Below are 13,523 nucleotides of genomic sequence, written 5' to 3' on the forward strand. Positions count from 1 at the left end.
AACTTTGGCAACCGGCGGTTTCTCTACATCTGGGCGGATGGGGTCTACTTTAAACCCATGCAGGCCCAATGCAAAACGAGGGGAACTCGCTTGGGATCGCGACTAACAAGGTAGTTCGGCACCCGGACCGACGCGCCCGGGTGCCGGGAGGCGTCAACCCTGATGATGAACGTTCTGAAGTCCGTAGACAGGCGTGTCGATACCTTCCATCCGGGCCTTCAACTGTAACGCCAGAAACTGGGAGTAATGCCGCGACTGGTGCAGATTGCCCCCGTGCATCCACAGCGCCGGGACCTGCGTCGGCTTCCACATGGTGCGCTGTTCGCCTTCCCACGGGCCCGGATCCTTCGTGGTATCTGAGCCAAGACCCCAGACCTTGCCCAACCTGTCGGCAGTTTCCTGCCCCATGAGATCGGCGACCCAACCGTTCATCGAGTTGTAACCGGTGGCAAAGACCACGAGGTCCGCATCCAGATGCGTCCCGTCGTCAAGGATCACGCCTGTCTCGTCCAGCGCGCGCACCTGTCCCCGCTTGAGCTTGACCTTGCGGTCGATGATCAGCTGGCTTGCGCCGACATCGATGTAGTAGCCCGAACCGCGGCGCAGGTACTTCATGAACAGTCCTGAATTGTCGTCGCCCCAATCCAGCCAGAACCCCGCATCCTCAAGCCCCTTGTAGAAATCCGCATCCCGGTGCTTCATCTCCGCATAGGCGGGGATCTGGAACTCGTGCAGGATCCTGTATGGCAGCGACGCAAAGATCAGATCGGCCTTTTCGGTCGTCATGCCGTCGCGGACTGCCTGTTCGGAATAGAGCGCGCCCAACCCGACATCCATCAGCGTATCCGACCGCACGATATGGGTCGATGACCGCTGCACCATGGTCACATCGGCATCGTGTTCCCACAGCGCCGCGCAGATATCATGAGCCGAGTTGTTGGAACCGACCACAACCACCTTCTTGCCGGCCCATTTGTCCGGCCCCTCATGCTCCGAGGAATGCTGCTGAACGCCCTTGAATTCGTCCATTCCCGGAAAGCTGGGCATCCGTTTCTTGCCGGACATGCCGGTGGCCATCACCAGCTGCTTGGGACGCAAAACGACCTCCTCGCCGTCGCGGTCCACCACCACCGTCCATTCGGCCTTGGCCTCGTCGTATGTTGCGGATTTTGCGGTGGTCTTGGTCCAGTAATTCAGCTCCATAACCTTGGTGTACATCTCGAGCCAGTCACCGATCTTGTCCTTTGGCGAAAACACCGGCCAGTTCTCCGGGAACTTGATGTAGGGCAGATGGTCGTACCAGACGGGGTCATGCAGACAGAGCGATTTATAGCGGTGACGCCAGCTGTCGCCGGGCTTGTCGTTCTTTTCGACGATGATTGTGGGCACACCCAACTGGCGCAGGCGCGCGCCAAGGGCGATGCCGCCCTGACCGCCACCGATGATCACGCAATAGGGCTGTTCCGAATAGCCCAAGGTAGCAAGTTCATGCTCGCGATCTTCCTTCCAGGTGGCCTGATCCTTGGCTGCGCCATGCTTTGCGCCCATAGGGCGGTCGAACCCCTTGAGTTCCTCATGACTCTTGAGTTCCACCATGGTCGTCAGAAGGGTCCAGATCTTGCCATCCTTCAGGCGCATTAGGCCGTAGCCGCGCGCGACAGTGGTTTCGAACTGGATCCACGCGGTGACAATGCCGCCATCTTCTGTCGGCGTTTCCCCTTCAGCCAGCGCCCATCCGGTGGGTTTCGTTGAAGCGAGTTGATGCTTGAGCATGTCCTCGACCTGATCCTTGCCCTCCACTGTCTTGAGATTCCAGGTGAAGGTCACCAGGTCACGCCAGTAGCAATCATCCAGAAACATTTCTCGCGCTTTTTTTGTGTCGCCGTCCTGGAGTGCCGCGCCGAATTTGTTCAGAAAGCTTTGTGTCTCTGCGGATAATGTTGAATCGAGCATGTTGTCCTCCCGTAAGTTGTCAGTGATTCCTCATCTTGCAGGATGACCGTTAAATGTGACGCTGGGTAAATTGAATTTGAGAGGTACTTGCACAACCGACGGCCGCGACGAACCTGCTGGCCGAGAGAACACTCTGTGCGCGGCAGCGCAAGATAGGGGCGTATGGCGTCTTGTTATACGTAGGGGGCAGGTGACGAGATCCTTCAGACACATTAGGGACTGACCGTGAAACGCCACTCCTAACAGCGTTTTGCCGCGGCCCGCGCAACCGATTGAAGCTGCTGGAAGACATCAAAGCGCGCCTCATGGATGGCCGGCACCTCTCCTCCCTGCGGGCGAAATTTCCGCGCGAATGACGACATTCCGGCCATGGCTGCTGCCATATCCGAATAAAACTCGGCGGCGACGCCACCGAGGATGGCAGCGCCAAGCAACACAGGCTCTTCCGTTTGCGGTGTCGTCAATTCCAGGCCAGTCGCATCGGCCAGAAGCTGGCGCACGAGGTCACTGCGACCGGCACCGCCACTGATGATTAGCCGCTCCACCGGTGCACCGGCCCTGGTTTGCGCGGCAATGATCTGGCGCAGTCCGTAGCCGATCCCGCAGAGACCCGCGATATAAAGCGAGACAAGGCTGTCGAGGTCGCGCGCCATGCCGAGGCCAGCAATAACGGCGCGTGTGTCGGGATCGGCGAAGGGCGCACGGTTTCCCAGAAATTCCGGCACCACGTGAATGCGACCCGCAAGACTGACCGCGTTCCTGCTGCCGGCCGGCCGGTCCTCGGCCTGCCGCGCCAGCCAGTCTGGCAAGCTCATTTCGTCCTGCGCCGCCAAGGCTGCCGCTTCGGCCGTCATGGGATGGTGCAGCAGCAATTGTTCGATGGCCGCGCCCGCCGCAGATTGGCCGCCTTCGTTCAGCCAAAGCCCCGGTACCATGGCCGAGTAATAGGGTCCCCAGACGCCGGGCACGAAGACTGGTGCTGCCGTGCTGGTCATGGTGCAGGACGATGTGCCGAAGACATAGGCCATATTGGCGATTGCACCGCCGCCGCCCGCTGCACCGACCGACCCGATACCGCCTGCATGGGCGTCGATCAGACCGGCTCCAACAGGTGTCCCTGCGGTTAGCCCGAAATCCTTGGCAGCCCGTACGGTCAGGCCGTTGGCAAGGGCCTTGCCAGGTTCCACGATGAGCGTTCCGATGCGACGGAAGCCGTCTTCTGCCAAATCGCCCAGACCGATGGTCTGGAAATAGTCGGCATCCCAACTGTCCTCGTGACCCATGTAGGTCCATTTGCAGGTGACGGTGCAGATGGACCGGGCCAGATCGCCCGTAGCCCGCCAAGTCAGGTAGTCGGTCAGATCCATGAACTGCCAGGCGGCGGCATAGACGTCGGGGCGGTTTTCTTTCAACCACAGGAGCTTTGGCGTTTCCATCTCGGGCGAGATGCGACCGCCCACATAGTCGAGGACGCGGTGACCGGTGGCGTTGATCCGCTCTGCCTGATCCAGCGCGCGGTGATCCATCCAGACTATGATGTTCCGTTCCGGATGGTCGGGATCACCCACCGGCAACGGGATGCCGTCCTGCCCCAGCACGACCAGCGAACAAGTCGCGTCGAAACCGATCCCGCAGACATCTCCGGGTTCGATCCCGGCCCGCCCGACGGCACCGCGCACGGCCTGCACGACAGCCTGCCAGATGTCTTCGCTGGACTGCTCCACCCTGTCGCCGTTGCGGTAAAGGGTGATCGCGCAGCTGTCAGCTCCGCACAGTTCGCCGTCCGCTGTAAAGATGCCGGCGCGTGCGCTGCCGGTGCCGACGTCGATGCCAAGAAGATAGCCTCCCGCAGAACCTGTCGTCTGGGTCATGGCCACGCCTTTCCGTCCATCAGACCAAAGATCGTCCCGGTCGAGTACTGTGCGCGATGCCGAGCGACATTCATGCCGGAAGTTGTCGTGGTCGAAGAGATCGGCGTGCCGGTCTGTCGCTGCGGCCCTGTGGCCTGACGGTAGTCAATGTCGCGCATTCTGCGGCCTGTGTCGGGGGTGCCGTATCCGAAATTGTCGGTTTTCATCACCTAAGACGACGCAAAAGCCTGATCCGCCGCGCTGAAACGCGGTGATGCGAATTGTTCCTGGTGCCAGAGCGGGTAGATCTGAGGCGGGCGACTGACCGCGTCGAGGCGGGACAGATCGTCAGCCGAAAGTGTGATCGCCAGGCTCCGCATGTTGTTCTTGAACTGCGCGATCGAGGTGCCGCCGACGACCAGCGACGCCACGGACGGACGTGTCAGCGTCCAGGCCAGCGCCACCTGCGCGGCTTCGACCTCGTGAGTGCCGGCAATGTCGTTGAGGACATCGACGATATTCCACAGGCGGTCGTGATCACGGATCGGCGGTTCGCTCCACCCCCGGTCCTGGCGGCTGCCGGGGGCTACGGGCTGGTTGCGGGTGTGCTTGCCACTCAGCAGACCTGCGGCGAGCGGGCTCCAGACCGTGACCCCGATCCTCTGATCGACGGACAGGGGCAGCAGTTCGTATTCCGCTTCCCGCGCTTCCAGCGTGTAGTGCACCTGCTGGGTCACGAACCGCTGAAAATTGCACCGCTCGGACGCCATCAGCGACTTCATGATCTGCCAGCCGGTGTAGTTCGAGCAGCCGGCATAGCGGATCTTGCCCTGGCGGATCAGTGTATCGAGGGCTTCCATCGTCTCTTCGACCGGAGTCTGCCCGTCCCATTCGTGGATGTGGTAGATGTCGATGTGATCACGCCGCAAACGTTTGAGCGAGCGTTCACATTCACGGATCAGATGCCAGCGGCTGGCCCCTTCGTCGTTGGGGCCATCACCGATCCGCATCCGCACCTTGGAGGAGATCAGAAGGTCGGGGCTGCGGTCCGCAAGAACCTCGCCCACGATTTCCTCTGACAGGCCGGTGGAATACATGTTCGCCGTGTCGATCAGGTTGACGCCGTGATCCGTGCAGCAGTCGATCAGGCGGGCGGCCTCGTCCACGCCCTGACTGGCGATGGCGCCGAACGGTCCGCGTCCTCCAAAGGAAAACGTGCCCATGGCCAGTGCAGAGACCTTCAGTCCGGAGCAGCCCAGCGTGCGGTATTCCATATCTTCCGATCCTTCTGAATGTATCTAGTTCGCCGCTGTCGCGTCGCCTGCCACGAACTGCGCCATCGTTTGGATCAGGATGACGGCGACGGTGCTGCCGGCGTCCTGAATGCCGCGGGTCTTGTCCTGAAAGGCTGCGGCCTTGCCGTGCTGGGCGATCAGATCCTTGCTGTCCTCCAGCGCGACGACGGCACGCGCGTGCGCCGCTGACAGAGCTGTCGGCAGGTCCGCGCCGGCATCCGCCTGCTGCGTCATCGTTTCGGCGATGGGGTGCAGCACATCCAGCACGGTCTTGTCACCGACCTTTGCGCGCCCGCGTTGGGCGCAGCCTTCATAGAAGGCTGTCCAGAACCGGGCCAGTTCAGCAGTCCCGAGGGCATCGCAATCCTTGGCCGCCGCCGATCCGCGCATGAAACCCGTCGCCATGAGCGTTCCCATGGTCGAGGGTGCGGCGCGGGCAATGGCGGCCCCGGCGGTCTTGAGTTGCGTTTCGATCGTGGCGTCATCCAACCCCGCCAGGGCGGCATCGGCGGCGGCGAAACCCTTTGCCATCGTCAGGCCGAGGTCGCTGTCGCCGACCTTGCCGTCCAGGGCGATCAAGGCCTCTTTCTGTTCCGCAAAGACAGCGGCAAAGCGATTGAAAAGGGCCGGAATGGTCTGCGCCGTCAGCTGGTCCATCTTGTCACCCTCACCGTGCGATGTGCTTGAAGAACGGCGTATTCGCACCGACGGCGATCAGCGGTTCCAGTTCGTCGTCCAGTTGCAGGACCGAGATCGACGCGCCCGCCATCTCCATTGAGGTCGCGAATTCACCGATGAAGACGTGTTTGATGTTTGCACCGGACTTTTCCAGCACCTGCGCCGTGCGGCGATAGATGACATAAAGCTCTTCCAGCGGCGTCGCCCCCAGACCGTTGATCAGGACGGCGACGTCCGTGTCCATGTCATAGGATTGTTCGGCAAGGATACGTTGCATCATCTCGTCGACGGTGGCGTCGGCGGTGGCCAGTTTCTTGCGGGTAATGCCGGGTTCGCCGTGGATGCCCATGCCGATCTCCATCTCGTCTGCGCCGATCTCGAAGCTGGGCTTGCCGACCTCTGGCACGATGCAGGGGGACAGGGCGACACCGATGGTCCGGGTCCGCGCACTGGCCTTATCGGTCAGACGGACGACCTCGGCCAAGGGCTGCATCGCGGCGGCGGCGGCACCCGCAACCTTGTAGAGAAAGAATATCCCTGCCACGCCGCGGCGCTTGTGTTCTTCCCCCATGACCGAAGATGCGACATCGTCACGGCCGACCACGGTAGCCGTCTCGATCCCTTCCACGTCGGCCAGTTCGCCGGCCATGTCGAAGTTCATCAGGTCGCCGCTGTAATTGCCGTACAGATACAGAACGCCCGCACCCTGATCGACATGGCGCGTAACCTCCAGCACCTGTTCGGAGGAGGGGGATTGAAACACCCCACCGACGCCCGCGCCGTCGAGCATGTTGTCACCGACGTAGCCCAGGAACAGTGGCAGGTGGCCCGAGCCGCCGCCGGTCACGATGCCGACCTTGCCCTTGACGGGGGTGGTGCGCACGAAACAGTGCAAGTCCTCGCCGACGTGGGTGACCTCAGGGTGCGCGTGATAGATCCCTTCCAGCATTTCCTCGACGAAATCTTCGGGCTTGTTGATGAATTTTTTCATGAGTTCTCTCCGGTGTCAGTATTTGGTCTTGCGGTCCCGCAGGACAAAGAAAGCGGCGGCCATCAGGATAAAGGCACCGACGACGACCCTTTGCCAGGTGCTCGGGATGCCCACGAGGACGAGGACGTTGTTCACAACGGTAACAAGCAGCACGCCGATCACGGTGCCCAGCACAGACCCGGTGCCGCCGGTGATGCGCGCCCCGCCAAGTATGACGGCGGCGATGACGGCGATCTCTGTGCCGGCGAAATCGAAGGGATTGGCCATCCGGTTGGCGCTGGCCTGAATGACACCCGCCATGCCCGCCAGTGCCCCGGCAAAGGAGAAGGCGAAAACTTGAACCGTCCGCTGGTTGTAGCCCAGACGGCTGGCGACTTCGGCGTTGCCGCCCGTGGCAAAAATAGCGCGGCCCATCAAAGTGCGGTTGAACACGTACCAGGTCAGCACGGCGGCGATCGGCAGACTGAGGAAATAGACCGGCAGGCTGACGGTGACGCCGCTGGACGCGGTGACGTCGATCATTGACCATTTGCCGAAGGCGACCATCTGCGCTGGCAATTCCATTAGCCAGACCGTTCCGACGAACACCAGCAGAATGCCGCGATACAGGTACTGCGTGCCGATGGTCACGATCAATGCGGGCGCGCGCAAGCCGTGGACAAGCAGGCCATTGATCGCGCCCAGCAGGGTGCCGATGGCCACCGACAGCACGATGATCAGGGCCATCGACATGTCCGGAACGACGTCAAGCACCAGCTTGCTGACGCCATACATCGCAACGGCCCCGATGGCGGGGAAAGATACATCGATCCCGCCGGCTGCCAGCACGGTAAAGACGCCCAAAGCGAACAGGCCCGTCACGACGCTGGCGCGCCCCATGTCGATCAGAGAGGACGCCTGAAGAAACGCCGGGTTGATGATGGCAACGGCGGAGCAGATGACCAACAGCAGCAACAGGCTCGCAGATTCCGGATGGCGCTGCAGGAAAGAGAACCGACTGCGGGCCGGCGTGGTCGCGGCCGTCGGTGCAGGGTTGTTTTGCGTCGTGTCGGTCATGTTCTGAGCACCGTCATTCTGCTGCCTCTCGCTGGTTGGCAAGCATGGATTGATAGATGCGATCCTCATCGACTTCGGCTGCGACAAGATCCTCGACGATGCGGCCCGCGCTCATCACGAGGATCCGGTCGCAGTTCTGCAAAAGTTCGGGCAGGTCGTCTGAAATGATCAGCAGGCCGATGCCACGTTCTGCCATCTGTTGAATCGCACGAAAGATCGTTTCCTTGGATCCGACGTCGACGCCGACGGTGGGGCCGTGCAGGATCAGAAGCCGCGGATCGATGCTGAGCCAGCGCCCGATCAGCACCCGTTGCTGGTTGCCCCCCGACAGCATGCCCACGGGCATGTCGATGTCCGCCGTATTCAGCTTCATCCCCGTTGAAATGTCGCTGGCCGCAGCGCGGCCCTTCTTGTCGTCGATTACGCCGAACTTGCCTGAAATCCGGTCAAGGATCAGCGGCACCTCGTTTTCATAGATCGACTTTTCGATGAAAAGCCCTTCGGCCAGGCGATCTTCCGGCACATAGCCGATGCCTTGCGCAATCGCTTCGGCGGGGGCGGCGATCCGGATCGCTGCGCCGTCCAGCGTCACGGTGCCGCTCTCAATCGGGACATGCCCGGCCAGTGCCATTGCCAGTTCGTTTCGGCCAGAGTCGGACAGACCGGTGATCCCTTTTATCTCGCCCCGCTTGAGGATAAACGAGATGTCGCGAAAGCTTTTACCCGCATTCAGATTCCGCACGTCCAGCAGGCCCTGATCTTCGGGTGTGCCAGTGCGATACCGCACGGAATCGATGGAGCGACCGGTCATCAGCTCTGCCAGCTGGGCGCGGGTGTAATTTTCGATCGGGCCCTGCGCGACGCTCAGACCGTCGCGAAAGACGATCGCCTCGCCCCCGATCCGGTAGCTTTCTTCCAGCTTGTGGGTGACGAACAGCACCGCGACGTTGTTGCGCAGAAGACGCCCGACCATTTCGATCAGGGCCTCGACCTCGTGACGCGTCAACGCGGTGGTGGGCTCATCCATGATGACAAGACGCGCCTCTGCGGCAATGGCGCGGGCGATGGCGACGCGTTGGCGGATGGCCAGCGGCAATTCGGCGACATTGCGCGTCAAGAGGGCCTTGTCCGGTTCAAGGCCGACCTTGCGCAGCGCGGCACTCGCCGTGGTTTCGATCCGCTTGCGGTCCAGCCGCCGCATCAGGCGTCCTTTGCCTGCAATAAGCTGTTCGCCCAAGGCGACGTTTTCGGCCACGGACAGGTTCGGCAGCAAGGAGAGGTCCTGGTAGACAGTCTCGATCCCGGCCTCCAGCGCGGCCATCGGAGTCAGGTGACCTATCTGCCGGCCATCCAGAAAAATTTCGCCTTTCGTGGGCGCATGGGCACCCGACATGATCTTGATGACGGTGCTTTTCCCGCACCCGTTCTCGCCCAGCAAGTGATAGGCCTTGCCTTCTTTAATCGTCATGTCGACGCCGGAGAGGGCATGGACTCCGCCGAAATACTTATGGATCCCGCACAGTCTCAGAAAAGGCGTCGTGTCATTTATCCGGTCGGTCATGTCGCAAGGCTCCGAAGACTCGGGCATTCAGGTAAACCGGCCGGCCCGCCGCAGGGATTGCGGGGCCGGACCGACCAGTCCGTGACGTGAGGCTGACCTTAAAAAAGGTAGTCCTTGTAGGTGTCCTTGTCAGCGATCACCATGCCATTGCCGACCACAAGCTTGCCTTCACCCGCACCGGGAAGGACCGTCACGGCATTGTAGCCTTCAACACCCAGGTCCATGCCGTCTGTGATCTCGCCGCCCTCCAGCAGGATGCGTGCGACTTCATTCATCGCCATGCCTGCCTTTTGCGGATCCCAAAAGCCGATCGCCGTGATCGCGCCGCTGTCGAGATAGGCTGCCGACGGGTTCGGCAGGCCGGTTCCGACGAGGCAGACCTGGCCGGTCAGACCGGCTTCCTCGATCGCCCGGCCCACGCCCAGAACGTCGTTCCCGGCCGATGTCTGAAACCCCTTGATATCGGGGTGCTTGCGCAGGATTTCCTTGGCCTTCTCGTAGGTGCCGTTGGCATCGTCGAAGGATTCGTTGTTCGGATCGACAAGTTCCATGCCCGCATACTGCTTGGCATTTTCTTCGCCGGCACCGACCCACTGCATGTGCGTCCGGCTGCCCAGCGATCCCACGAAGGTGGTCCACTTGCCTTCTTGCCCCATGCAATCCGCCAGTCTCGCGTTCAGAGCCGCACCGTATTCGGCGTTGTCGAAGGCTTCGACGTCGACCATCGTGTTGACCTGGTTGTCGGCCTCGTGAGTCACGACGATCGTGCCACGCTCCATGGCGCGCTTCAGCACACCCTCAAGGATCGTCGGGTCCATCGGCACGATGGCCAGTGCGTCGGTGCCCTTGGCAATCAGGTCCTGAACGATCTGCAATTGCTGGGCTGAGTCGGCCGTCGCCGGACCGACCTGGCTGATGTTCAGGTCGGGATGCTCTTCGGCGTAAAGGTTCACGCCTGTTTCCATCCGGTCGAACCACGGGATGCCGCTGATCTTGACGACTGTCGTGATGGTCTTGCCATCCTGCGCCAAGGCCGCTTGTCCCGCGACGCCCAGGGCGGACGCGACAAGTGCAGCCTTCAAGCCGGTGTTCAATACGTGACGTGCGTTTTTCATTCTCTGACTCCTCACTCGAATGCCCTCATCCTCCCTCTTATTCCGCGGCGTGAGGGGCGCGCCGGGAAGGTCGGAACGCGATGAACCTGTTGATCAGGTCAAAGCGCGCCACGGCCAGGAAACACAAAAGCAATGCGCCCCAGGCCAGATCTCTTACGAAGTTCGACAGCCCGATGAAGTTCAGCAGACTGGACAGCAGCTGCAGCACGATGGCCGACAGCACGACATTGATGACGCGTCCATAGCCGCCTTCGGGGCGGACCCCGGCCATCACGGCAATCAGGATCGCGACCAGCAGATAGGATGTGCCGTAGTCCCATTTCACGTTGACGTTGCGGGCGGCGATGATGATCCCGGCGATGCCCGCAAGCAGACCCGAAATCGCGTAGGTCGTCGTGATGATGCGTCCGCTGGGAAAGCCGCTGTAGGTCGCCGCCTTGGGATTCGCCCCGGTCAACATCAAACGCATCCCATAGGGCGTGAAGCGCAGGATCAACGCGAGGACGATCCCGATCACGACAAAGATCAGAAAGCTGGTCGGTACGCCGAAGATCAGCCCGTTGCCAAGCGCATAAAGCGGGTCCGGCGCGCCGATCGTGACGGAACGGCCGTCGGACAGCACGACCGCGACGCCGGTGAACAGCATCTGCGTGCCCAGCGTGCCAAGGATCGGCGTGATCCCGAATCGAGAGATGATGATGCCGTTCAGAATGCCGCCGATCAGCCCGACGACCATGCAGCCGACGGCGAAGGTCACGGTGAACAGCATCGGCGATGCGTAGGCGTCGAACAGTGACAGGGCGAAAATGCCCGAGGCGACGCCCGCCATGTTCGCATTCGCGATCCCGGACAGGTCGATGCCGCCGTTGCCCGCGCACATCGCCAGCATCACGCCGATGGCCAGCAGGCCGATTTCGGGCACCTGCGTCGCCATCGACTGAAGGTTGAACAATGACAGGTAAGTGCCGTCCGACACGGCCCCTCCAAGGACCAGAAGGACCACGATCAAGGCGCAAAGCACCAGGAAGTTCGCATCGCGCTTCACCAGAGCTCCTCCCGAGACTTTAGTAAAACTTCATATTATTTAGTAAAATGCTAGCAGTTTGTTTTTGATCGTGCAACATGTTTCTGAGGGGAATGACGACAGCGCCCTTTGATTTGGGCGGGTTTCCGGGTAGGGATCCGCGCCGAAAGCAGCGGATCTGATGATGGACAATCTTGAAACAAAACCGGTGACCCTGCGACAGGTCGCAGAGCGCGCCGGTGTCTCTGCCTCCACAGCGTCTTTGGTATTGAATGCGAAGGGCGAGTTTCCGCAGATCACCCGCGAGCGCGTGTTGGATGCCGCATCGTCGCTTGGCTATACGCCACGCGGCGTCAGGGCCAAGGTGGATGTAACACGCACACTGCGCTTCATCAGGATTTCCAAGCACGGCGAGACTGTGAACCGTGACCACAACCATTTCATCTCGGACTACATCGACGGGATGTCGCAGGAAGCCACCCGCCGAGACTATGTGCTGGAGGTCGTGACGCACGACAGCGCCGATCTCTCGGGCGTTCTGGCAGCGAGCGACTCGCGCAATCTGGACGGCGCGATTGTGCTGGGCACGGAGCTGTCTGAACAGGATGTCCAGATGCTTGCCGGATGTGGTGCACGCATCGTGTTTATCGACACGTATTATCCGCGTCTGAACGCAAACTTCGTCGACATGGATAACGACCAGACGGTCTTTGCCATTGCATGCCATATGCGCGACGCAGGGTTTAGACGCGTTGGTTTCGTCGGCAGCACCGCCGACGTCGCGAATTTTCGCCTTCGTGAAGATGCGTTTCTGAAAGCGTGCAAGTCGATTGGCATCGAGGTTCTTAAAATGGACCGGATTAGGGTCGCGGCGACGCGCGACGGTGCCTTTGAACAGGCTAAGCACTACCTTAAAATCCATAACGACATCGCGGAGGCCTATTTCTGCGTAAATGACATCGTTGCTTTCGGCATGATGCGCGCCTTGCAGGAGAGTGGCTACGCCATTCCTGTCGACGTTTCGATTTTCGGGTTCGATAACCTACCCATGAGCAGCTTACTTTCGCCCAGCTTGTCGACAGTGGATGTTCCCAAACAGCAGATTGGCGCGACGGCCGTGCGCTTGATCGACGATTTGATCGGCGCTGGTGCAAGTCAACCCTCAATCAAAGTTCTAGTCAGCGGGCGGCTGATCCTGCGTAAAAGCACGCGCAAATCATCAGAGGCCAAGTTGACGCATTTATAAAGAACATCTGATCAACGTTCCCGGCTGCCCCGAGATTGCCGCCTGAGCGTTTTGGGGACGGATTTCGGAGGCGAAAGCGGCCTAGGTTATGCTTTCCGTGCCGCCATTGCTGCCTGACACCCGCTTTCGGACGTACTCGTCCTCATGCCTTTGGAATGCCCCCACTGAAGTAGTCCACCTTTTGGGATAGAACTATACCGTCTGCTCCGCTCCCCAGTCCTGGACCGCCGGATATTGTAGTTTCCCGGCTTTGATCACGATGACGGGCTGGTTGCGTCATCGGAAAAATGCATTAATTCAGCCACAGCCACAGCCACAGCCACAGCCAGAGCCTCAGTCATTGGCCCCGCGGATTGCGTTACAGACAGCGTCAGTTACCTGCTGCGTATCAGCCGTTCCACCAATATCAGGGGTCATGATACCTTCCTTGCAAACCTTTTCAACCGCACGCATCAGACGTTCAGACGCTGCTGTTTCCCCCAGATGTTCCAGCATTTGGGACGCGGTCCAAAAGGTCGCGACCGGGTTGGCGATCCCTTTGCCGGTGATGTCAAAAGCAGAACCATGAATTGGTTCGAACATCGACGGATTGCGCCGCTCGGGATCAATATTTGCCGTGGGAGCTACGCCAAGGCTACCTGCAAGTGCTCCTGCAAGATCGGATAAAATATCAGCATGTAAGTTGGTGGCCACGATCGTATCGAGGCTGCGCGGATTTTTCACCATGCGAACCGTCATCGCGTCGACTAGCATG

The 13,523-nt window shown here is 60.7% G+C and carries 12 protein-coding genes; 1 reads left to right on the plus strand and 11 read right to left on the minus strand.

All coding sequences use genetic code 11. The features are described from left to right. Nucleotides 1-153: 153 nt before the first annotated feature. The 10 genes from ACOI1H_RS19310 to ACOI1H_RS19355 form a co-directional block, all read right to left on the minus strand. Nucleotides 154-1,953, minus strand: a complete 1,800-nt coding sequence (locus tag ACOI1H_RS19310; RefSeq protein WP_422439463.1) for an NAD(P)-binding domain-containing protein — start codon at nucleotides 1,951-1,953, stop codon at nucleotides 154-156. A 239-nt stretch (nucleotides 1,954-2,192) separates the two neighbouring features. Beyond that, nucleotides 2,193-3,824 carry an FGGY-family carbohydrate kinase gene (locus tag ACOI1H_RS19315; RefSeq protein WP_422439464.1) on the minus strand — a complete coding sequence of 544 codons (1,632 nt, stop codon included), beginning with the start codon at nucleotides 3,822-3,824 and terminating at the stop codon, nucleotides 2,193-2,195. After that, nucleotides 3,821-3,982: a hypothetical protein gene (locus tag ACOI1H_RS19320; RefSeq protein ID WP_422439465.1), complete on the minus strand. Its 162-nt coding sequence runs from the start codon at nucleotides 3,980-3,982 to the stop codon at nucleotides 3,821-3,823. Before ACOI1H_RS19320 ends, ACOI1H_RS19315 begins: the two co-directional genes overlap by 4 nt. 51 nt (nucleotides 3,983-4,033) lie before the next feature. Next, entirely contained in the window at nucleotides 4,034-5,077 is a 1,044-nt protein-coding gene (locus ACOI1H_RS19325; protein ID WP_422439466.1) for an aldo/keto reductase, read from the minus strand. Between the two features lie 24 nt (nucleotides 5,078-5,101). Next, on the minus strand, nucleotides 5,102-5,755 hold the full coding sequence (locus ACOI1H_RS19330) for a dihydroxyacetone kinase subunit L (RefSeq protein WP_422439467.1): 654 nt from the start codon (nucleotides 5,753-5,755) through the stop codon (nucleotides 5,102-5,104). Nucleotides 5,756-5,765: 10 nt separating this feature from the next. Continuing rightward, nucleotides 5,766-6,767: a dihydroxyacetone kinase subunit DhaK gene (locus tag ACOI1H_RS19335; protein ID WP_422439468.1), complete on the minus strand. Its 1,002-nt coding sequence runs from the start codon at nucleotides 6,765-6,767 to the stop codon at nucleotides 5,766-5,768. A 15-nt stretch (nucleotides 6,768-6,782) separates the two neighbouring features. Further along, nucleotides 6,783-7,823 carry an ABC transporter permease gene (locus ACOI1H_RS19340; protein WP_422439469.1) on the minus strand — a complete coding sequence of 347 codons (1,041 nt, stop codon included), beginning with the start codon at nucleotides 7,821-7,823 and terminating at the stop codon, nucleotides 6,783-6,785. 13 nt (nucleotides 7,824-7,836) lie between these two features. Continuing rightward, a complete protein-coding gene (locus tag ACOI1H_RS19345) occupies nucleotides 7,837-9,411 on the minus strand; it encodes a sugar ABC transporter ATP-binding protein (protein WP_422439470.1) in 1,575 nt (524 codons plus the stop codon). Nucleotides 9,412-9,482: 71 nt separating this feature from the next. After that, a complete protein-coding gene (locus tag ACOI1H_RS19350) occupies nucleotides 9,483-10,499 on the minus strand; it encodes a substrate-binding domain-containing protein (RefSeq protein ID WP_422439471.1) in 1,017 nt (338 codons plus the stop codon). A gap of 37 nt (nucleotides 10,500-10,536) precedes the next feature. Beyond that, nucleotides 10,537-11,544, minus strand: a complete 1,008-nt coding sequence (locus ACOI1H_RS19355; RefSeq protein ID WP_422439472.1) for an ABC transporter permease — start codon at nucleotides 11,542-11,544, stop codon at nucleotides 10,537-10,539. 160 nt (nucleotides 11,545-11,704) lie between these two features. Between ACOI1H_RS19355 and ACOI1H_RS19360 the strand changes: the two genes are divergently transcribed. Continuing rightward, entirely contained in the window at nucleotides 11,705-12,769 is a 1,065-nt protein-coding gene (locus ACOI1H_RS19360) for a LacI family DNA-binding transcriptional regulator (RefSeq protein WP_422439473.1), read from the plus strand. A 333-nt stretch (nucleotides 12,770-13,102) separates the two neighbouring features. On the opposite strand, the gene ACOI1H_RS19365 is transcribed toward ACOI1H_RS19360, so the two are convergent. Continuing rightward, nucleotides 13,103-13,523 (minus strand): isocitrate/isopropylmalate family dehydrogenase (locus tag ACOI1H_RS19365; RefSeq protein ID WP_422439474.1); only part of this gene is annotated, 421 nt, incomplete at its 5' end.

This window comes from Loktanella sp. DJP18 (genome assembly GCF_049310965.1).
Classification (GTDB): Bacteria; Pseudomonadota; Alphaproteobacteria; order Rhodobacterales; family Rhodobacteraceae; genus Loktanella.

Coding starts and splice junctions, on each gene's coding strand:
- ACOI1H_RS19310 (WP_422439463.1), bottom strand. CDS start 1,953: ATGCTCGATTCAACATTATCCGCAGAGACACAAAGCTTTCTGAACAAA.
- ACOI1H_RS19315 (WP_422439464.1), bottom strand. CDS start 3,824: ATGACCCAGACGACAGGTTCTGCGGGAGGCTATCTTCTTGGCATCGAC.
- ACOI1H_RS19320 (WP_422439465.1), bottom strand. CDS start 3,982: ATGCGCGACATTGACTACCGTCAGGCCACAGGGCCGCAGCGACAGACC.
- ACOI1H_RS19325 (WP_422439466.1), bottom strand. CDS start 5,077: ATGGAATACCGCACGCTGGGCTGCTCCGGACTGAAGGTCTCTGCACTG.
- ACOI1H_RS19330 (WP_422439467.1), bottom strand. CDS start 5,755: ATGGACCAGCTGACGGCGCAGACCATTCCGGCCCTTTTCAATCGCTTT.
- ACOI1H_RS19335 (WP_422439468.1), bottom strand. CDS start 6,767: ATGAAAAAATTCATCAACAAGCCCGAAGATTTCGTCGAGGAAATGCTG.
- ACOI1H_RS19340 (WP_422439469.1), bottom strand. CDS start 7,823: ATGACCGACACGACGCAAAACAACCCTGCACCGACGGCCGCGACCACG.
- ACOI1H_RS19345 (WP_422439470.1), bottom strand. CDS start 9,411: ATGCCCGAGTCTTCGGAGCCTTGCGACATGACCGACCGGATAAATGAC.
- ACOI1H_RS19350 (WP_422439471.1), bottom strand. CDS start 10,499: ATGAAAAACGCACGTCACGTATTGAACACCGGCTTGAAGGCTGCACTT.
- ACOI1H_RS19360 (WP_422439473.1), top strand. CDS start 11,705: ATGATGGACAATCTTGAAACAAAACCGGTGACCCTGCGACAGGTCGCA.